Below are 21,026 nucleotides of genomic sequence, written 5' to 3'. Positions count from 1 at the left end.
AATCAATTTTTAATCAATTTTTAACGTTTTTTACACCTGAGTGAGTCAGAACTGACCCAGGGTTAACCTATTTTCCAACAATAAGTGTTTATCGGTGAGTGTAGCCATTCCAATTTTGAACCGGAAATTCTGCCTTTTGAGTTAAATCTAACCCACTTTACGGCTTTTGTCTCCGGCAATTGTGCCTGAAAAGATGCGGACAAGTCGGGAGCAGGATCCCGGCGAACGAGCAACTTAAACGTCGGAGGAAGGCAGATGCTGGACTTTTTCAAAACGCGGCCGGATAAGTCCCTGATTGAAGGGACACCGGAAAAAATCCGCTCAATTTATAAGAAATATCAATGGCAGGTGTTCTTGGGACTGGTGTTTGGTTATGCCATGTTCTACGTCGTCCGCTTGAGTTTGAACGTCGCTAAAAAACCTATGCTGGATGCCGGCATTGTGACCCTGGATGAGCTGGGGATCATAGGCTCGGCATTCTTCTTAACCTATGCCGTGGGTAAGTTCTCCAACGGCTTCCTGTCGGACTACGCCAACATCGGCCGCTTTATGTCGGTGTCGCTGGGGCTGTCGGCCATCACCTGTTTGCTGATGGGCATGAACACCGCCACCTTCTTCTTCATCCTGTTGTGGGCGATGAACGGTTGGTTTCAGTCGGTGGGCAGTGCGCCTTCGTGCGTGTCGATTTTCCAGTGGTTCTCGCCGAAGCAGCGTGGCTCTGTGTACTCCATCTGGGGCGGCTCGCGCAACATAGGTGAAGGTATCACCTGGATCCTGACCGCCACCATAGTGAGCTTCTTCGGCTGGAGAGCAGGCTTTGTGGGTGCCGGTATTGCTACCTTTGCCGCCGCCATCGCCATGTTCTTTGTGCTTAAAGACAGACCGCAAACCTATGGTCTGCCAGAGCCAGCCGTAGCCTATGGCGAAGACGCTGAAATCAAGAAGAAGGTCGATCCCAAGGAAATCCGACGCGCCCAGCTGTTTATCCTTAAGCAGCCTACCGTGTGGCTCATCGCCCTTGCCTGTGCGTCCATGTATATCTCCCGCTATGCCATGAGCTCCTGGGCGGTACTGTACCTACAGGAGTCCAAGGGCTACAGCCTGATTGATGCGGGCTTTGCCATGTCGGCTTACCCCATCGCCGGTTTCGCCGGGGCTGTTTTGGCGGGGATCATCTCTGACAAGCTGTTTAAGGCCAACCGCCATATCCCAACCCTGCTATACGGTCTGGCCAACATTGCTGGTATGTGTCTGATGTTCTGGGGTCCACAGAGCCGGGTGATGGATGCCGTTGCCCTGGGTCTGATTGGTTATGCCATCGGTGGTTTGGTGGTGTTTCTGGCTGGTCTTACCGCCTGTGACCTTATGCCCAAAACGGCTGTGGGGGCGGTGAAAGGCTTTATTGGCCTGTGCTCCTACATCGCCGCTTCTGGCCAGGAAATTGTGTCTGCCTCGCTTATCACCATTACCGAAATCGATGGGGTGAAGCAGTACGACTTTTCAACCGCCCAGTACTTCTGGCTGGCCGCCGCCGTGGTGTCCATGTTCCTCGCCATGAGTGTGTGGAATGCCAAGAAGGTAGTGGATTACTGATAAGGGCTGGGCCACCTGCGGGTGGCCCAAGCAAACCAATCGCGTAAGGAATTTCATTATGAACAAAACACTTATTGCACTGGCACTGCTTGTTCCCGGCAGCAATGCCCTGGCCGCAGATGCAAACTTTTATGGCCGTATCGACCTGTCGCTGACCGACTCGGACCTTGGCGTGGCCGCCCAAAATGGCAAGGCCGGTACCGTACTGGAAAACAACTCTTCCCGTATCGGCGTAAAAGGCAGCGAAGCCATTGGCGATGGGCTGGAGCTGTTTTACAAGCTGGAGTTTGGGGTTAATAACTTTGATAACTCGGGCAAAACCTTCAAAGCCCGTAACAGCTACTTGGGGGTGAAAACCGACTTCGGTGCCCTGACCTTTGGCCGCAACAACACCGTATTCAAAACCTCCGAAGGCAAGGTAGATCTTTTCGGCACCACCAACTCGGATATCAACCGGCTGTTGCCGGGGCAGGATCGCCTTGGCGACAGCCTCACCTATCAGTCCCCCAAGCTTGGCGGACTGGTGCAGCTTAACGGCACTTATCTTCTGAGCGACAACTATGGTGCCGATGAGGCAGCTTATGCGGTTACGGCCACTGCCGGTGACGCTTCACTGAAAAAGCAGCCCTGGTATCTGGCGCTTGCCTACAACAGTGGTATCTCCAATATCGATGCCAGCCGCGCCGTAACTCAGGTGAAGCTCGGCGAATGGACGCTGGGCGGTATTTTCCAGCAGAGCGAGCATCAGGATCCGGCGTTTGCCGCCCTTGATGGCAACAGCTGGTTTGTGAATCTCGCCTGGGATCTGGGTAAGACCCGGCTCAAGCTGGAGTATGGCCAGGACGATGCCGGTCTTGGCAAATATGTGTCGCGCTTTATCAAATCACAAACCGACGGCAAGCTCAGCGATGTCAGCGAGGTGGATTTGAGTCAGCTCAGCCTCGGTGCCAACTACAAGCTCGCCATGAGCACCCGGCTCTATGGTCATTACACCCGCTTCGATGGCGACCTGCTGCTTGGCGGCGTGAATGTCTCTCTTGATGACAACCTTATCACCCTGGGGATTCGCTACAACTTCTAAGGAAGGTGCGAACAATTCCCGTGCTTGCTCTGCATGAGCTTACAGTGGATAGATGCAAGGCACAGTTCGCAGTGAATGGCCCTAGTCCTTCGCAAGAACTGTAACGTCGCAGATACCTCTGTAAGCCATGCCCTGAGCAATGGTCGTCGGGCGCCTCTTCACCGACGGCCACTTTTTGCTGCCAAACCACAGCACTGGTTGATTACTCCCCCTGACCGTGACAAGCCGCGCCGCTTTGGTTAAGGTGGCACTCCGTTTGTTTTGGTGCCTTTTTATGTTGCAAGCTCAGTTACCCCGCCTTCGTGTTGGTATGGCCATGTGGTCGCACAAGGGCTGGAAGTCTTTGCTGCCCGGCTCGGGCGCCGAGGCGCGTCTGGCGGCCTATGCCGAGGCCTTCGATACGGTTGAAGGCAACACCACCTTCTACGCCCTGCCATCGGCGCAAACAGTCGCGGCCTGGAATATCGCCACGCCGGATGACTTTCGCTTCACCTTCAAGCTGCCCTCGCACATCACCCACGAATTGGCGCTCCATAACAGCCAACAAGAAGTGACAGCCTTTTTCAGGCTGATGACGCCATTGCTGGCCAAAACCGCTATCTGGAAAATCCAGCTGCCAGCCCGTTTCGGACCCGAATCTTTGCCGGTGCTCGAGGCATTTTTGTCAATCTTGCCAGAGGGGATTGGCCTTGGAGTGGAGGTGCGTCACCGGGCATTTTTTGCCAAGGGTGAGGCCGAGCGCGAGTTCAACCGTTTGCTGATGGAGAAAGGGATCAATCGTATCATCATGGATACCCGGCCTGTGTTTGCGCTGCCGCCCATCAATGATGGGGATAATAGATGCGCATCAGAAAAAACCGCGGGTGCCGGTGTATCCCATCGCTACGGCGGCCAACCCAGTGGTGCGCTTTATTGCCCAGCCCCATGCACTGCAGGCCTGGGGCGTTGAGCCTTTAAGCCTTGGGTTGCAACCGGGCTGCGACAATCAAAGCTTCTTTACGCCCTGGCTGACCAAGCTCGGGCAGTGGCTTGCCGAAGGACGCTCACCCTATCTTTTTATCCATACGCCCGATAACAGTGACGCACCTGAGCTTGCGGCTGTGCTGATTGCCAGCCTGTCAGAGTCGTTAGCAGCACAAGGCATAGAGGCCGCAGTGTGGAACCCGGCGGTGGTCAATGCCCGTCAGCAGGATGGGCAAATCAGCCTGCTGTAAATGCCTTTTCCACCAAGGCGTCTTAGCCTGTTAAAAGCCGTTGTTAAGCGCGCTCATCTCAGGTTTCGCACCTTATATTTTTCATCTTGGGCTCTTTTCTGTCAGCGCTTGGTGCTCATGCAGAGTGCTGACAGGGGATCCTGCTTAAGTGTGGTGTCTCGCCGGTTTTGGTTACAAAGATGTTGCATTCAAACTTTGTGCTGATAGAGTGACGCTGGCGCGTTGAACGCGCCAAAACATAACAATTATCAAGGATAAGAATAATGAAGAAAATCATTGTGTTGGCGCTATTCGCCAGCTTGCTTGGCGGCTGCTCAATCAAACAACATGTGGATCCGGCCAACATCAATCAGCAGGCGACTGTGTGCGTGCTGGAAAACCCTGATGTGCGTGAAGGTTTTTTGCAGGAAGTCGAGAAGGTACTGCGCGAAAAGCAAATCAACTATCAGGTAGTAAAACAGCTGGATGCCAACAATAACTGTGAGTGGACCGCCACTTACACCGCCAACTGGGCCTGGGATTTGGCCCTGTATATGGTCTATGCCGAAATCAAGGTTTACCACCAGGGCAAGCTCGATGGTCAGGCGATTTACGATGCCCGCATGGGCGGCGCCAATATGAACAAGTTTATCGATGCCGAACCGAAAATCCGCGAGCTGGTCGAGCAACTGATTGCCCAGAAACAAGCCGCCAGAACCTGGGCTGCGCCATGGCAAGTTGCGCCCTGAGTCAGAGCGCTATTACAGAATGAAGCTTACCCAGGGGTGAGCTTCATTGTTTTTGGAAACAGTAAATTGTTTTCCAGATGAATATGACGATGTAAGTCGGCTTCAAACTCGGCCAGGGTCTGGTAATAAATGCGCCAGGTGGTGCAGGCGTGGGCCGGTGGCTGATAGTCCTGGGTCAGTTCCCGCAATCTTTTCAAAATGGTGCCGGCTTCGTCGTGCTCGTATTCCATGGCGCGGATGGGATTGCCGATATGGCCAAAGCAGCCACTCACCTGTTCGCCGCCAGCCATGGCGCGAATGGCAGGAAACAGGATTTGTTCTTCCTTCATCAGGTGCAGCAGCAAGTCTTCTACCAAAGCCTGGATCCAGCCTGCCAGCGGTTTGATTTCGGCGTGGCTGTCGCCGTGGGCGCGCACCATTTTAGCGGCGTACTCCAGCAGTAAGGGCGCAGTGGCGCGTACATAACTATGGGGTGTATCTTCATTTTAATCAATCAGTTGCGGCAGGGATAGCTCAGCCAGCAAGGCATCGGGTTCGCCCTCGGCAGCGCTGTGTTTCATGGCATCCACCACTGCTGTGGTATCGGCCTTTGCCCGCTCGCAGGCTTCCCACAGGGTGCGGCCACCACCACAGCAAAAATCGATACCAAATCGGGAAAACACATGGGCAAAACGGTAGTCCTGAGCCACCAGTTCGCCAACGCGGGTTTGAAGCAGGGCCTCTGTATTCATGCTAGAACCCTTTGCTGTAATTTATATGCATGTTATTGAGCTATGCCAGGAGCAGCAACGAAAACCTGAGTGTTTTGCTCGGGTAATCACATTATCGGGCGACAATTATGCCAAAAGGAGTAGCGGTTACTGGCATAGGCTGGCTTCACTTCAGAGGTGAGTCAAAGCAGGTTGGTAAACTAAAAGCAACTTACACAAAAAAAGCGGCGCAAACAGGAGGTTGTTTACGCCGCTTGAAACCCTGCCCTGGCAGGCGCTGGATCCTGCCAGGGCAGGCGGATTGCACAAGTGTTGGTTTTGCCCGTTGGCGTTGCCGCCATCAACGGGACGACACCTGCACGTACACCACTTCATCGTCGCCCTGGGCATTTGCCGCCGACAGATCTTTAATAGTCACACTTTCAATGGCCTTGTTGCGATCGTAAGAGTGGCCAGCCAGGAAAGTATATGCCTTGTCGGCGCCGTACTGATAGGCGAACTGGACCAGGCTCTTGCCGTTACACTGCACGCTGTTGGCGTGGTAGCGGGTGCTGCCATGCTGTTCATTCATTGGCAGTCGAAGCTTGCCGGCTTTATTGCTGCCAGCGGCAATACACATTTGGGTTTCGGGCTTGGTGTCAGTCCCGACAAAGCGGTATTCGGTGGCACAGGCGGTGCCAAGGCCCAGCAGCAGTACGGGGGCGAGCAGGATACGTGCGTCCATAGATGATTTTCTTGTATTAACCAACTTCACTGATAAAGGCCACGTTGGGCCGGTTGGCCCGCTCAGCGTCAGCAGCTGATCTTCAGATACTGTTGCATGCGCTCGCGGGCCGTCTCCTTTCCTTCAGGCACATTCTGGCGCGCTTTAAAGCACAATGCTGTAAGCAGGTGTTGAAGACTTGTATCAGTAATGACACTGTATTCAAGTAATCTGAGGGTGGCATCGACCTATTCGGTAACACCAACGGCGATATCGACCGTCTAGTAGGCGCACAGACTCGTAATACCATTCCATCTTAATACTTAGTCATTATTGCCCACTTTCTACGACATAAAGACATTACTCTTTTCGTATCGCTAATGAAGTTGTTCCAAGCATCAGAGCAGGCAGCAACGATATCATCGTAACCTTGAAAACTTCGATTAGCTAAATGGTGCTGCCGTCACCAACTCCACACTTGTTCTATCGGGTTGAGTTCGGGGGAGTATAGCGGTAATTTAACGATGCTAAGGTTGCTGAATTCATCTGCGAGATCTGCTGTATGCCAACCGGCACCATCCATGACCACAACCGCATGCCTACCTGGTTTTGTCCTTTGTGCGATCTGTGACAAATGCTGACGCATGATGCCTTTGCTTAGGTATGGCACGATCATCGCTTCACTATCTCCTGTTTGCGGACATACTGCGCCAAAGAAATGCGCATATTCGAACTGTTGCTGGCGTATAGCGCGGGGACGAGTGCCTTTTCTTGCCCATAAACGTGTAGTCGTGTTCTGCTGTCCAAAGCGAGCCTCGTCTTGAAACCAGATATCGACTCGATCAAGTGCCACACTGCCAGGGATGTTAAGGATCGTTTCCAGTTGGAACTTTTTTAAAAGTCTCTTGGACTTCTATTGATTGCTTAGGGTGTTTTGAACGACTCGTTATCCAACTAAAACCTAATTGTTCCAGTAATTTGTAAATCGCGTTTGGATGGTGATCAACATTAAAGTGATATTTGACCTATTTTAGGATCGCATCACCTGTCAGCCTTCCGCCTGACTCACTTGAGCATTGTTCCTCTATGTAAGCACTGAGTTGCTGTTTTTGACTTGAGGTTAAGTAGCTATCACGTCCCTTATTTTTCTTAGCATCCAAACCTTTGAGGCCATTGGCAAGATACTTAGGGAAGGTGCGAACAAGTCGTCGCACAGCTCTGGCTTTGATAGCAGCGACAGTTCAAGGCATTCAACTGAGGGCATGCCGAGGCCTGCTGAAGTTGAATAACGCCGAAATGGTGTTGCTATCAAAGCCCCGCAGGGCGAGGCTTACAGCGGTATTTGCTGCGTTACAGTTCTTGCGAAGGACTAGGGCCATTCGCTGCAAACTGTGCCTAGCATCTATCCACTTTAAGCACACGCAGAGCAAGCANCACAGCTCTGGCTTTGATAGCAGCGACAGTTCAAGGCATTCAACTGAGGGCATGCCGAGGCCTGCTGAAGTTGAATAACGCCGAAATGGTGTTGCTATCAAAGCCCCGCAGGGCGAGGCTTACAGCGGTATTTGCTGCGTTACAGTTCTTGCGAAGGACTAGGGCCATTCGCTGCAAACTGTGCCTAGCATCTATCCACTTTAAGCACACGCAGAGCAAGCACGGGACTTATTCGCACCTTCCCTAGTTGCGGTCGTCATCGTCAGACCAATCATCATAACCGTCGTCCAGGCTATCGACTTCGAGCTCGACATCGTCGTCATCATCGTCGCTGGCAACTTCTTCGGCTTCCACCTTCACCTTCTTAGGGGCTGGGGCAGGTTTAGCATGAATCGCTTCAACCCAGCCTGCGTGCTGCTGCATGAAGGCGGATCGGGTAGCTAACCAGTTCGCGTCATATTCGGCTTTGGCGGCCTTAAGTTCCTCTTCCGTAAGGTCATGCAAGTTCACCTTAACGATGTCCTCCGCATATTCAATCACGGCATCTCTTACCGTGTTATAGAGATAAACTCGTCCCGCACTGGCTTCGGGAAAATCTTTGTCGTGAATGAGGATAGTATTGCCTCGAGCCGTACGAAGTTCACCATACCAAACAGGTTCTTTAGACGTGTCATACATATATGCTAATACCCTTAAATCAACACATACCAATATAAAATTATAAAGCTGACAACAGTTAGCTTAGTCGCTGCCATCGTCAGAAACGCCTCTGGACAATAGCCCACACATTTTTAATAAATACCGCCAGAAATCAATAGCCAAATAGATCTATTTTATTCAATTGCTATCAAAATGCTCACTCGGTAGTTACTAGTAACGAATTTAGCCGATCAAATCAGTTATTCAAGTTTTTTCTAACCGACTTTATACCAAAGTTAAAAAAGCCCTCTACCCCTTTAGAGCAGTAGCTGGCGCCATACTTAGCCCTCTGCTTTAGGCGAGTTACCGGCCACCTTGAGCACCAGCTTTCCCCTGTGCTGACCCGACTCCATCAAGGCGTGGGCCTTGGCCGCATCACCCAGGGCAAACTCGGCAAACAGATGGGGCAGCAACTGACTGCCCTCAGGGCTCGCAAATCTTGGCCACACCTGTTCAAGCAGGCCTTCGGCAATCGCCTGCTTGGCTTCAACCGATTGCGGCCTCAGGGTCGCCCCCGTCCACCAGATACGCTTAGCCATCAGCAGCGCCACATCCACCTCGGCGCGCCTGCCTCGCTGCAGCGCTATGGTCACCAGTCGCCCCTCTAGCGCCAGCGCCTTGAGGTTGAGATCGATAAGATCGCCTGAGGCCATATCCAGCACCAGGTCCACCCCTTGAGGCGCCACCGCCTTTATCTGAGCCAATAGATCCTCGTCATGATAGTTAAAGCCGTGATCGGCCCCTAAACCGAGACAGTAATCTATCTTCTCCTGGTTGCCGCAGGTGACCAGCACCTTAACAGCGAATTGTTTCGCTAAGGTGACCGCCGCCGAGCCTATTCCCCCCGAGCCACCATGGATCAATACCGTCTCCCCCGCCTTGAGGCCACCGCGCATAAACATATGGCCCCAAACGGTGAAGAAGGTCTCGGGCAGGGCCGCCGCCTGAGCCATGCTGAGCCCTTGTGGAATAGGCAGACAGTGTACGCCCCAAGTCGCCACATATTCGCCATAACCGCCACCGGGCACCAGGGCACAGACCTTGTCTCCCAGCTGCCAGCCTGTCACCTGCTCACCCAAAGCGACCACAGTGCCTGACACCTCCAGCCCCAGGATCTCGCTGGCGCCGGCCGGCGGAGGATAGAGACCACAGCGCTGGGCGACATCCGGGCCATTCACCCCGGCATACGCCACCTTGATCAGCAGCTGATCCGGCGCGATGGCGGGCAAGGGGCTCTGGCCAAGTGTGAGCACCTCTGGCCCGCCCGGGGCGTTAAATTGCACATGGATATAGCTTGTGGGAAGCGAAGACATATTGGCTCCTGGCCTAGAGGGGGTTGTTGATGCCGAGGCTAGCGCGAAAATGGTTAGCGGGGCAAGCCTTAGCCACAATCCTTGCGCTCAGCGGATGGATAAAACAAACAACAGCTCACAAATATCTTTACCATTAGGGAGTTAGCCGTAAAAGATTTGTCGCCCCCCTTAGGCTTTATGTTATGGTGTTTCCGAGCAAGCAGGCTTTAAGCTCAATTATCACCTAAGCTTAAAGACCTATTTGCTGCGATCTGTTATTACCAGAAGGGGCTGCACCTGCGATGAATGTTGACTTTATCAATCCTTTTCTCGACTCCCTGCTCAATGTGCTCAAGACCATGGCCAACATGGAGCTTAAACCCGGCAAACCCAACCTGAAAAAAGATAATCTGGCCAAGGGCGATGTGTCGGGTCTCATCGGCATGGTCGGTCCCCAGACCAAGGGATCTTTATCGATCACCTTCGAAGAGTCGCTGATCTTAGAGATCATGAACAAGATGCTGGGCGAGAAGCCCGAGAGTATAGATGAAGAGGTGACAGACTTGGTGGGCGAACTCACCAACATGGTGACCGGTGGCGCCAAGAATCTCCTCAGTGACAAGGGCTACGAATTCGACATGGCCACCCCTATCGTGGTGTCGGGTAAGAACCACACCATAGCCCACAAGTCCGACGGGCAGAAGATCATCATGCCCTTCAGCAGCATCTACGGCACCGCCTATATCGAGATCTGTTTCGAAGCCTAAGCATCTGTGCCCACAACTCAGCACCGACAGTTCAGCGCCAACAGCTCTGGAGCAACAAGCCTGGCACCTAAGCAAATAGGCATCTAAGCAAATAGACACCCAAGACGATTAGAAAGGCTGGTTCACCATGATCCAGAACTGGCCTTCCTCCTCGCCCACGGCAAAGTCCGTGCGCACCACCACTCCTTCGACCTCAAAGCGAATGCCGGCGCCCACAGTGGTCTTCATCTGGCTGTGAAGGCTATCTAGACTGAACTCGTCGCTGACCTTGCCCGCCTCGGCAAATGCCGTCCACTGCCACCAGGGAATGTCAAACCAGCGAAATACGGGTAGTGTCTGCAATGGATTCCACTTGGGGGTCAAACGATATTCGGCAGCGTACAACAACGCACTGCGGCCGGTAAATTGATTGCCGCTGTAGCCGCGAAGACGCTTGAAGCCCCCCAGGCTCACCCCGGCAAAGCTCGGCGGGCGCTGGTAGGCTTGACTGGCCTCATCATAGCTATTCCAGGTGGGGGTATCGGCCAGATAAACATCGAATGCCAGCACCCGACTGTCGAACCAATCGCTCTGCCCCTGGGACAGATAGAGGCTCTGCTCAAACTCCCAGGTGGTCCAGCTCTGACGCTGACTGCTACCCCAGTCTCGGGTAAGGGTCAGGCTGGTACGCCCGCCCTGCTGGCTGTTCTCGCGGTTATCGCGATTGTCCCAGGCCAGCTCCAGCTCGAGCCCGCGCGCCGATTGTGGCAGCGACTCGAATCCCATGAGGGTTTGCTGGGTATAGAAGGGGGTCAGCTCGATACTGCTCACCCCCGAGGTGATTGGGTTCCATCCAAGGCTCGCCGATGGCGCCCCCTTAAGACTGGCGACCGCCCCCTTGGCGCCCCGCCCCCAGGGCAGCACGTATTTAAGATGCAGCCTGGAAAAGGACTCATCCCCCTGGGTCACCACCCGCGCAGGCTGGCCTGCCATACTCGCAGGCGCCTGCCCGGGCACATAGAAGATCCCCTCGGTATAGCTGGCGCGGTAATACTCGCCGGAAAACAGCCAGCTATCGACGCCAGGGATCTGATAGTCATAGGCGCCAAGATAGCTCACCCAGGAATCGTTGGCCGAGCCTAGTCCCAGGGCAAATAAGGAAGCCTGACGCTGCCCGGCGTGTTTCACCACACCGGCGGCGCCCATAGAGGTGCTCAGGGTCTCGGTGGCGAAGATAAAGGGCACGGCGACAAACTCGGCGCGCGCTCCATCACCGCTATTGATCTGTACCTGAGGCGCCAGATCGTCACTGGCCAGCGCCTGACCAGCCGGTAGGGCGAGCGTTGCGGCAAAAAACATACGGCTAGCCTGAGAAGCTAGCCGCGTGAGCGATGCTTTAGGGAGGAACAGATCTGGCATCGATTACTCGAGACAGACGGCGACGCGCGGAGTCAACTTAGTCACCAGCTCGTAGGCGATGGTTCCTATATGCTCGGCCACCTCTTCGACCGGCAGCGCCTTGCCCCAGAGCACGGCGGTATCACCCACCTTGTCTGTGGCATCTATGCCCAGATCCACGGTCAGCATGTCCATGGAGACTCGGCCCACCACTGGCACCAGGCGGCCATTGACCCAGACCGGCGTGCCCTCTGGCGCATTGCGGGGATAGCCGTCACCGTAGCCGATAGCCACCACCCCCAGCCGAGTGTCTTGCTTGGCCTGCCAATAGCTGCCGTAACCCACGGGATCGCCCGCTTTATGGTCGCGCACGGCGATCAGCTGGGAAACCAGCTCCATGGCGGGCTCCAGGCCATGATTGCGGCCAAGATCGCCAACGACTGGCGACACGCCGTACAGGGCGATCCCCGGACGGATCCAGTCGGCCTGGGTCGCGGGCCAGTAGAGGGTGGCGGCCGAATTAGCCAGGGTGCGATCGCCCGGTAGCTTGGCAGTCATCTGCTCGAAGCGCCTCGCCTGCTCTGCGGTAGCGGGATTCTCCGGCTCGTCGGCGCAGGCAAAATGGGTCATCAGATGAATTGGTTTAGCCACCTGTGGGCAAGCCTGCAGACGCTGATAGATGGCCTCAAACTGATCTAAGGTGAACCCCAGACGGTGCATGCCTGTGTCTACCTTCATCCACACCGTCACCGGCTTGGCAAGGCTGGCCGTCTCGAGCATCTCAATCTGCGACTCATGGTGCACCACGGTATCGATGTCGTGCGCCACCAGGGTGGGCAGATCGCTTTGACGGAAGAAGCCTTCGAGCAATAGCAGCTTGGAAGAGACGCCACCGGCTCTCAGTTCCAGCGCCTCTTCCAGACGCGCCAGGCCGAAGCCGTCGGCGGTGGCCAGGCAATGGGCCACATTCAGCAGGCCATGGCCATAGCCGTTGGCCTTGACCACGGCCATCACTTTACTCTGGGGCGCCAGCTGGCGTAATCGCTGTAAATTCGACTTCAGCGCATCGCCGCTGATCTCTGCTCGGGGAAAGGGTTTCAAACAATAACCTTAATGTTAATGGCGTCGAGACTCGATGAGGGTAACGCAAAATAACGAGCCATAGGGCTAATTAAACCAAGTTTAATCTCACCCTACGAGCTTATACCAATCGTAATAAAAAACTGCTCACCTATTGTGAGTGGTATTAGCCGGCTTAATCTTCTTCGAACTGCGGACCGGCATAATTATCGAATCGAGAGAACTGGCCCTGGAAGGTTAGACGCACACGTCCGATGGGGCCGTTACGCTGCTTACCTATGATGATCTCCGCGGTCCCCTTATCTTCAGAGTCGTCGTTATACACCTCATCACGATAAATAAACATGATCAGATCCGCATCCTGCTCAATAGAGCCAGATTCACGCAAGTCCGAGTTCACCGGGCGCTTGTCGGCGCGTTGCTCCAAGGAGCGGTTAAGCTGCGACAGGGCGATAACCGGGATCTCCAGTTCTTTCGCCAACGCCTTGAGCGAGCGGGAGATCTCGGCGATCTCCAGCGTACGGTTGTCGGACAGTGCGGGCACCTGCATCAGCTGAAGGTAATCGATCATGATCATCGACAGACCACCGTATTCGCGGGCGATACGTCTGGCGCGGCTGCGCACCTCGGTCGGTGTCAGGCCCGAGCCATCGTCGATATACATCTTGCCCTGTTCGAGCATGATCCCCATGGTCGAGGAGACGCGCGCCCAATCGTCATCGTCGAGCTGACCCGTACGTATCTTGGTCTGATCCACCCGGCCCAGTGAGGCCAGCATACGCATCATGATCTGCTCCGAGGGCATCTCGAGACTGAAAATAAGCACCGGCTTGTCTTCATGCAGCGCCGCCTGTTCGCACAGGTTCATGGCGAAGGTGGTCTTACCCATAGAGGGACGCGCCGCCACGATGATAAGATCGCCCGACTGGAAGCCCGCCGTCATACGGTCGAGATCGTTGAAGCCACTAGACACCCCGGTCACACCGTTATGCGGGTTGTTGTACAGCTCCTCGATCTTATCCACCGTTTTCTCGAGGATGGTCTTGATCCCCTCTGGGCCCTCGTTGGCGTTGGCACGCTGCTCGGCAATCTTAAATACCTTGCTCTCGGCCAGATCCAGCAGCTCACCGGAATTGCGCCCCTCGGGATTAAAACCGGCGTCGGCGATCTCGTTAGCGACCTTGATCATCTCGCGCACCACGGCGCGCTCACGCACGATAGCGGCGTAGGAGAGAATATTGCCCGCGCTCGGGGTGTTCTTGGCGATCTCGCCCAGATAGGCAAAGCCACCGGCATCTTCTAAGTGATCTTCAAGCTCCAGCTGTTCGGAGACGGTGATCAGATCGATAGGCTGACCCGCGGCCACCAGGGACTCCATGGCGGTAAAGATCATCTTGTGAGAGCGGGAATAGAAGTCATCCTTCACCACGGCCTCGGCCACCTTATCCCAGGCATCTGAATCCAACATCAAGCCACCGAGCACTGACTGCTCGGCCTCAATCGAGTGGGGCGGCATCTTCAATGCGTCGATCTGTATATCTCTAGGCTTTTTCTTAGCCTGAAATCCACCTTGCTGTGACATTAACTCTCCAAATTTCCAACGATTAGGCAAAATATGATATAAAACCCGGGTCAAGCAGAAACAGGCCTCTGACCTGTTCGTCCTACAAACTTATACATAATAATTAAGGAATAAACATGCGCAAAGCATTGGTTGCAGCCTTAATGCTGTCATCTGGCGTAGTCATTGCCGATGAAGGGCAATGGCAACCGTATCAAATGCCATCGATCGCCGACAAGCTGAGCGAACGCGGTATCCAAATTCCAGCAAAACAACTCGCCGATCTGACCCAATATCCGATGAATGCAGTTGTCGGACTGGGGTATTGTACCGCCAGTTTCGTGTCCCCCCAAGGGTTAGTTGTGACGAATCACCACTGCGCCTACCGCGCGATTCAATACAACAGCAAGAAAGAGCACAACTACATCGCCGATGGCTTCCTGGCGCGCAAACAAGCGGACGAACCTTCTGCCGGCCCTAACGAACGTCTCTATATCACCGAAGCCGTCACCAATGTCAGCGACCAGGTCACCAAAGATCTCAGCGACGACCCGCTGAAACGCTACGAAGAGATCCAGGCTAACCGCAAGGCCCTGATAAAAGAATGTGAGGCCGACGACAACTACCGCTGCTCGGTGCGCAGCTTCCACAACGGCCTGGAATACTACCTGATCAAGCAGCTGATCATTCGCGACGTGCGCCTGGTATACGCGCCACCTAAGAGCGTCGGCTCCTTCGGCGGTGACATAGACAACTATGAATACCCACGCCACTCGGGCGACTTCACCTTCCTGCGTGCCTACGTAGGCAAAGATGGTAAGCCGGCCGCCTACTCGCCAGACAACGTCCCCTTCAAGCCTAAGAGCTACCTGAAGATCAACGCCGATGGCGTCAAGGCGGGCGACGGCGTATTCGTAGCCGGTTACCCAGGCTCGACCAGCCGCTACCGCCTCACCAGCGAGCTAAAATTTGCCAGCGACTGGCTCTACCCTACCCTGGCCAAGCGCTACCAGCTGCGTATCGACACCATAGAAGCCATGGGCGCACAGGACGCCGGGGTTAAGATCAAGTACGCCGGTACCCTGGCCTCGATGGCCAACCGCATGAAGAAGTACAACGGCCTGCTCGATGGCTTTAAGGCCACCGACATCGCCGGTATCAAGCAGGCCCGCGAAGACGATTTCCGTCAGTGGCTAACCACAGACAGCCAGTACCAGAGCTATCAGGCCAAGTTTGACCAGCTTGAGACCCTGCTGGTTGAGCAGCGCCAGGCGCTGCAGACCCGCTACTTCTTCGAAAACGCTCAGTCCAGCGATCTGCTGGCCACCGCCAATCGCCTCTATCGTCTGGCCAAGGAGAAGACCAAGCCGGACGCCGAGCGTGAGGAAGGCTATCAAGAGCGCGACATGAAGATGTTTAAGGCGCGCCTCAAGCGTATCGATTCGAGCTTCGCCATCAGCGTCGACAAGACCTTGTGGATGCAAGATCTAAACGCCTACCTGGCCCAGGACAACCGCGTACCTGAGCTCGATGCCATGCTCAAATCAGACGATCCTGAGGTAAGCCTGAGCGACAAGCTGGACGGCCTCTACTCGCTGACCGGCCTCACCAATCAGGCCGAACGTCTGGCCTGGATGGACGCCGATGTGAAGGCGTTTGAAACCAGCGCCGATCCATTCATCCGCATCGCCGTGGCCCTGTACGACACCAACCTGGCCCAGGAGAAAGCCAAGAAGACCCTGGCAGGTAAGCTGTCTAAGGCCCGCCCTGGTTACATGGAAGCCGTTATCGCCTACTACAAGGCCAACAACTGGCCCGTATACCCGGATGCCAACGGCACCCTGCGCATCACCTACGGCATGGTGGATGGTTACCAGTCGAAGGACGCCCTCTACAAGCAGCCCTTCACCCGCCTGGAAGGGATAGTGGCCAAGCACACGGGCGTCGAGCCATTCGATGCACCTAAGAAGGTACTGGATGCCATCAAGGCCAAGCGCTACGGCAGCCACAAGGTCGAGTCTGTCTATCAGGACCCAGCCTCTTGGCTGTGCCGTCTCTTCTCTTGCCTGGACAAGCCGGAAAGCTTCGGCTCTGTGCCAGTGAACTTCCTCTCCAGCGTCGATACCACTGGCGGCAACTCTGGCTCGCCCGTGTTTAACGGCAAGGGCGAACTGGTGGGTCTGAACTTCGACTCTACCTATGAAGCCATCACCAAGGACTGGTTCTTCAACCCAACCATCACCCGCGCCGTGCACGTGGATTTCCGCTACATTCTGTGGATGATGGATGAGGTAGACCACGCCGACAACCTGATTAGCGAGTTGGACCTAGTCAGAAACTAGCCTTACGTCAGAGCGTTTACCCAATCGACAAATACCCGGCAATGCCGGGTATTTTTTTACTTGTCGCTAACTCGTCAGTGGCATAGGTTATTAGAATTGCAATGAGGTGAGGCATAGGATGAGCAGCCCGTAAGGCGAATTTTATCTCGCGGCCACCGACGAAAATGCAGGCACTGCAGCGCCAGCTGCACCACACCTAAGTGTCGCCGCAAGTCATATCTCACATGCAACGATCGACCGCTTCAGCCTGATAGTAGGCAACCCCCGGTATCGGCTCACCTTGATGGCCACACAGTTAGCACGCGAAAAACATAGCAAACAGAATAGGGTCGAGCACACCTAGCCTCTGCGTATATTCAAGGCATAAAAAAACACCGCACTAATCAGATTAGCGCGGTGTTCTTTAAATCGTTTAAAACTGTGTCTTAGTCTTCTGCAACAACAGAAAGCTTAACAGCAGCCTTAACTTCAGCGTGAAGCTGAACGTCGATTTCGTATTCGCCAGTAGTGCGGATAGCACCTAGTGGCAGACGAACTTCGCTCTTAGCCAGTTCAACGCCAGCAGCAGTTACTGCATCAGCGATGTCACGGTTACCGATTGAACCGAACAGCTTGCCTTCGTCACCTGCTTTAGAAGCGATAACAACGGCTTCAAGAGCGTTGATCTTCTCAGCGCGCTCGTTAGCAGTTGCTAGTTCAGCAGCTAGCTTAGCTTCTAGTTCAGCACGACGTGCTTCGAATACTTCAGTGTTAGCAGCGTTAGCAACTACTGCTTTACCTTGAGGTAAAAGGAAGTTACGAGCATAACCAGCTTTAACTGACACTTGGTCACCCAGGTTGCCCAGGTTAGCGATTTTATCAAGTAGAATAACGTTCATTATTAATTCCTCTAAATTGATGCGCTATTACTGATGTAGATCAGTGTAAGGCAGTAGAGAAAGATAACGAGCACGCTTGATAGCGCGAGCCAGTTGACGTTGGTATTTAGCGTTTGTACCTGTGATACGGCTAGGAACAATCTTACCACTTTCAGTGATGTAGTTCTTTAGAGTAGCGATATCTTTGTAATCGATCTCTGTAACGCCTTCTGCAGTGAAACGGCAGAACTTGCGACGACGGAAATAACGTGCCATTTTGACAGTCTCCTAAGTTTTCAATTCGACATTTTCAGCGTGTAATACCAAGCGGTTTTGACCATTGCGTCCTCTCTGGAGGGCGATGAAACCTTTGACCTCAATATCCACACCGGTTTTCAGTTTGTCTGTGATGCTGTTAAAGCGTTCGCCACTTAATATCACTTGCATCTGGCAGTATACGTTTCTCAGCATCTCTGCTTCATAAACCTGCGATTTGTGTTCCAGCATGATCACACAATGTGGGATGCCTGCCGGGCTACTAAAGCTTCTGGACCGGGTTATGGTTCCAGATAACACCAAGTGATTGGTGGCCACAAATAAACTTACTCAGCTGCTTTTTCAGCGGCTTCTTCAGTTGCTGCAGGTGCTTCAGCAGCAGGGCGCTCTTCGCTAGAACGACGTGCTTCACGCTCGTCTTTCGCTTTGGCCATTGGAGAAGCTTCGGTGATGGCACCCTTGGTACGCATAACCATGCTACGAAGAACAGCGTCGTTGAAACGGAAAGCTGTTTCTAGCTCTTCAACCGCTTCTGCAGTCGCTTCTACGTTCATCAGAACATAGTGAGCCTTATGCAGTTCGATGATTGGGTAAGCCAGTTGACGACGGCCCCAGTCTTCTAAACGGTGAACTTGACCGCCAGCTTGGGTAAGAATACCCGTGTAACGTTCGATCATACCTGGCACTTGTTCACTCTGATCAGGGTGAACTAAAAATACGATTTCATAATGACGCATTTTTTGCTCCTTACGGTTATCTAGCCTCGTTGTTGGCTCAGTCAGACCAAATGGAGGCAAGGAACTAAATAAAGTGACTGAATTAAGCCGCGGAATAGTACATGGTCACACCCCAAAACTCAAGCAATATCTTTCGTTATTCACTTTGCCCATCGCCGGGTGAAACGGTATGATAGTGCGCTGTCATTTTTGTGTTCTAGACGCCTGCAAAAAATAAAAATAATGTTAAGAGCAACAAGTTTATTTATCACACTCGGTCTCAGCCACAGCGCCTGGGCACTCGTGCCGCCGGACTATCAGGAGCCCCCCAGCGATTTCTCTGCCGAGATCGAGGCCGGGCTACAGATCAACACGGGTAACACTGAGTCCAGCAGCTTCAACGGCCGTACCAAACTCGTCTACGACACAGATGACTTTCGTCAGGAAGGAGTCTTCAAGGCCTACTTCGCCTCCGACTCGGAAAAGACCACCTCGGAGAAGTACGACGTCCAGCTGCAGTCGAGCTACAAGATCTACTCAGGCTATATCTTCGCCCGCGGTGACTTCACCGAAGACAGATTCGGTAGTTATACCCGCATCTCCACCGTGTCGACCGGTTATGGTTTCGACGCCATCAGCGACGACAGCACCAAGCTGAGTCTCGAGGTCGGTCCGGGTTATCGTTACAACCTCCCCCAGGTGAGCGAGTCAGTGCCCGACCCAGAGGCCGACCGCGAGATAATTTTGCGTACCGCCGCCAAGTTCGAGCAGAAGATCCACGAATACACCAGCTTCAACGCAGATCTCACCGCCGAGACCGGCGAATCCAACAGCACTGTCACCCTGGATATGAGTTACAAGAACACCCTATTCCAGGACTGGGCGTTTAAGATAGGCATGAACGTCAAATACACGGAAGTGGTACCAGAAGGGTCGAAGCAGACGGATACCGTCACTACTTTTAATCTTCTCTATACCTTTAAATAAAGGATAGCTGACCTTGAATAGCACAAGGTTTCAATGCAGATTTGATAGATGAAGCGCTGCTTCAATGGTTTTAGCTTTAAGCCGAGTTGAACATTGAAAGGGTGCTTTGAACCATGGCAGCATGGTTTATCAATTACCTGCCGCAGGCTTTACGTGCAAACACGTTTTTGGCACGGTGAATGAAGCAAAGCTTTACGCTTACGAACGAGAGGCATGGATGCCGAACTGGCCGTTAGACAGCATGTTGTTTGAGCACTTCCCCGTGGGCTCTACGAAATAATCTGACCTACATGGATGTAGGGAATGCCGAAAAATGTCGGGAACATTTTCGGCCCTGAAATCGAAGGCCTCAGCCGCACCTACAACCGGGTTATTAATCTCTTCGATTCAACGTTACTGAGGTTTGTCGGTCATCAACTACTTTTCAGCTAGTAGCGTCTACCCAAATTTGATATTTGAAAGGTTTAAGCCAACCATAGCTTGATGGTGTGTCTATTGCCTGCCGCAGGCTTTATGTGCAAACACGTTTTTGGCACGCCGCAAGCACTTCCCTGTGGGCTCTACGAAATAATCTGACCTACATGGATGTAGGGAATGCCGAAAAATGTCGGGAACATTTTCGGCACTGAAATCGAAGGCCTCAGCCGCACCTACACCGAGTTATCCATCTCTTCGATTAGACGTTACTGGTGTTCGTCGGTTTTCAATTCTTAAGGTCAAACAAACTTTGCTATTTGAGAGGGGACTTTGAACCATGGCAGCATGAAGTACCTATCACCTGCGGTGGGCTCATGTGCAGATACGCATGTGAGACGGTGAGTGAAGCGCAGCTTGGCGCTCACGAACGAGAGGCATGGATGCCGAACTGGCATTTAAACACGGATGTTATTTGAATAAATCCCTTTAGGCTCTGCCGAAACATCTGATGTGAATGGACTCACGAATGCCGCGGTGACATGGATGTCAAAGAGCGGCCCTGTTTCGGAAGCTCACCGGCGTATCTACACTGGGTATCCAACGTCTCTTCGATTTAACGTTACTGTTCTTTGTCGGTCATCAACTACTTTTCAGCTAGTAGCGTCTACCCAAATTTAATATTTGAAAAGTTTAAGCCAACCATGGCTTGATGGTGTGTCTATTGCCTGCCGCAGGCTTTATGTGCAAACACGTTTTTGGCTCGCCGCAAGCACTTCCCTGTGCGCTCTACGAAATAATCTGACCTACATGGATGTAGGGAATGCCGAAAAATGTCGGGAACATTATCGGCACTGAAATCGAAGGCCTCATCCGCACCTACACCGGGTTATTTATCTCTTCGATTTGACGTTATTGCCATGACCTAACAATCAAAAGCTAAGTTATTTTTGTCGAGTAGACGACACTTGTTACCAAGTGCCGCCCCTCTAAGAACCGTACGTGCAACTTTCACTGCATACGGCTCAAGCCTCCACTAAGGCATCATTGATACCCAGCAACTTATAACGCAGTCGGGACAGGCTCTTTCCAAGAGTTACGAGCTAGCCTTTTAGATTTTCTCTTCACCAAATATTCTTGGTATTGAGGGTCAAAAGGGGTCGCTGCATTCTTGATTTTTACGTGTCGCTCGATG

The 21,026-nt window shown here is 53.4% G+C and carries 16 protein-coding genes and 3 pseudogenes; 7 read left to right on the top strand and 12 right to left on the bottom strand.

Annotation, left to right across the window (positions count from 1 at the left end):
• Positions 1-255 precede the first annotated feature (255 nt).
• The 4 genes and pseudogenes from L1D47_RS18675 (at position 256) to L1D47_RS18660 (ending at position 4,616) form a co-directional block, all read left to right on the top strand.
• Complete coding sequence (locus tag L1D47_RS18675) at positions 256-1,593, top strand: MFS transporter (protein ID WP_239886359.1); 1,338 nt, start codon at positions 256-258, stop codon at positions 1,591-1,593.
• Positions 1,594-1,651: 58 nt separating this feature from the next.
• A complete protein-coding gene (locus L1D47_RS18670; RefSeq protein WP_239886358.1) occupies positions 1,652-2,674 on the top strand; it encodes a porin in 1,023 nt (340 codons plus the stop codon).
• A gap of 274 nt (positions 2,675-2,948) precedes the next feature.
• A pseudogene (locus L1D47_RS18665) lies at positions 2,949-3,771 on the top strand (DUF72 domain-containing protein); the annotation flags it as partial.
• A gap of 380 nt (positions 3,772-4,151) precedes the next feature.
• The gene (locus L1D47_RS18660) at positions 4,152-4,616 is read left to right on the top strand and encodes an Sbal_3080 family lipoprotein (protein WP_239886357.1); all 465 of its coding nucleotides are present in this window, start codon (positions 4,152-4,154) and stop codon (positions 4,614-4,616) included.
• A gap of 26 nt (positions 4,617-4,642) precedes the next feature.
• On the opposite strand, the pseudogene ric reads toward L1D47_RS18660, so the two are convergent.
• The 5 genes and pseudogenes from ric to L1D47_RS18635 all read right to left on the bottom strand — a co-directional run bounded on the left by ric (position 4,643) and on the right by L1D47_RS18635 (position 9,475).
• Positions 4,643-5,347 (bottom strand): annotated as a pseudogene (ric, locus tag L1D47_RS18655) (iron-sulfur cluster repair di-iron protein).
• A 319-nt stretch (positions 5,348-5,666) separates the two neighbouring features.
• Positions 5,667-6,050 (bottom strand): DUF3718 domain-containing protein, encoded by a 384-nt coding sequence (locus L1D47_RS18650; protein WP_239886356.1) that lies wholly within the window; start codon positions 6,048-6,050, stop codon positions 5,667-5,669.
• A gap of 295 nt (positions 6,051-6,345) precedes the next feature.
• Positions 6,346-7,213: pseudogene (locus L1D47_RS18645) on the bottom strand (IS630 family transposase); the annotation flags it as partial.
• Between the two features lie 493 nt (positions 7,214-7,706).
• Positions 7,707-8,141, bottom strand: coding sequence for a hypothetical protein (locus L1D47_RS18640; protein WP_041509973.1), 435 nt, complete (start codon positions 8,139-8,141; stop codon positions 7,707-7,709).
• 302 nt (positions 8,142-8,443) lie between these two features.
• Positions 8,444-9,475, bottom strand: coding sequence for an NAD(P)H-quinone oxidoreductase (locus tag L1D47_RS18635; protein WP_239886355.1), 1,032 nt, complete (start codon positions 9,473-9,475; stop codon positions 8,444-8,446).
• Between the two features lie 281 nt (positions 9,476-9,756).
• Between L1D47_RS18635 and L1D47_RS18630 the strand changes: the two genes are divergently transcribed.
• Complete coding sequence (locus tag L1D47_RS18630; RefSeq protein ID WP_239886354.1) at positions 9,757-10,221, top strand: chemotaxis protein CheX; 465 nt, start codon at positions 9,757-9,759, stop codon at positions 10,219-10,221.
• Between the two features lie 108 nt (positions 10,222-10,329).
• On the opposite strand, the gene L1D47_RS18625 is transcribed toward L1D47_RS18630, so the two are convergent.
• The 3 genes from L1D47_RS18625 to dnaB form a co-directional block, all read right to left on the bottom strand.
• Positions 10,330-11,559: a hypothetical protein gene (locus L1D47_RS18625; RefSeq protein WP_239886353.1), complete on the bottom strand. Its 1,230-nt coding sequence runs from the start codon at positions 11,557-11,559 to the stop codon at positions 10,330-10,332.
• A 63-nt stretch (positions 11,560-11,622) separates the two neighbouring features.
• Positions 11,623-12,699, bottom strand: coding sequence for an alanine racemase (gene alr, locus L1D47_RS18620; RefSeq protein WP_239886352.1), 1,077 nt, complete (start codon positions 12,697-12,699; stop codon positions 11,623-11,625).
• Positions 12,700-12,853: 154 nt separating this feature from the next.
• On the bottom strand, positions 12,854-14,260 hold the full coding sequence (gene dnaB, locus L1D47_RS18615; protein WP_239886351.1) for a replicative DNA helicase: 1,407 nt from the start codon (positions 14,258-14,260) through the stop codon (positions 12,854-12,856).
• Positions 14,261-14,376: 116 nt separating this feature from the next.
• Here dnaB and L1D47_RS18610 point away from each other — a divergent pair, with 116 nt between their 5' ends.
• Positions 14,377-16,581 carry a S46 family peptidase gene (locus tag L1D47_RS18610; protein ID WP_239886350.1) on the top strand — a complete coding sequence of 735 codons (2,205 nt, stop codon included), beginning with the start codon at positions 14,377-14,379 and terminating at the stop codon, positions 16,579-16,581.
• 425 nt (positions 16,582-17,006) lie between these two features.
• Here L1D47_RS18610 and rplI read toward each other — a convergent pair whose 3' ends face one another.
• Genes rplI through rpsF form a run of 4 tightly spaced genes read right to left on the bottom strand, consistent with a single transcriptional unit; the run spans position 17,007 to position 18,451 of the window.
• Complete coding sequence (rplI, locus tag L1D47_RS18605) at positions 17,007-17,459, bottom strand: 50S ribosomal protein L9 (protein WP_160793744.1); 453 nt, start codon at positions 17,457-17,459, stop codon at positions 17,007-17,009.
• Positions 17,460-17,486: 27 nt separating this feature from the next.
• Positions 17,487-17,714, bottom strand: a complete 228-nt coding sequence (gene rpsR / locus L1D47_RS18600; protein WP_011867078.1) for a 30S ribosomal protein S18 — start codon at positions 17,712-17,714, stop codon at positions 17,487-17,489.
• 12 nt (positions 17,715-17,726) lie between these two features.
• A complete protein-coding gene (gene priB / locus L1D47_RS18595; protein ID WP_144202728.1) occupies positions 17,727-18,032 on the bottom strand; it encodes a primosomal replication protein N in 306 nt (101 codons plus the stop codon).
• Positions 18,033-18,040: 8 nt separating this feature from the next.
• Positions 18,041-18,451, bottom strand: coding sequence for a 30S ribosomal protein S6 (rpsF, locus tag L1D47_RS18590; protein WP_160793745.1), 411 nt, complete (start codon positions 18,449-18,451; stop codon positions 18,041-18,043).
• 222 nt (positions 18,452-18,673) lie between these two features.
• Between rpsF and L1D47_RS18585 the strand changes: the two genes are divergently transcribed.
• A complete protein-coding gene (locus L1D47_RS18585; protein ID WP_160793746.1) occupies positions 18,674-19,417 on the top strand; it encodes a DUF481 domain-containing protein in 744 nt (247 codons plus the stop codon).
• The last annotated feature ends 1,609 nt before the right edge of the window (positions 19,418-21,026 follow it).

This window comes from Shewanella sp. Isolate7 (assembly GCF_022398425.1).
Classification (GTDB): domain Bacteria; phylum Pseudomonadota; class Gammaproteobacteria; order Enterobacterales; family Shewanellaceae; genus Shewanella.
Note: the sequence above shows the minus strand (reverse complement) of the source record. Positions and strands in the feature narration are given on the sequence as shown.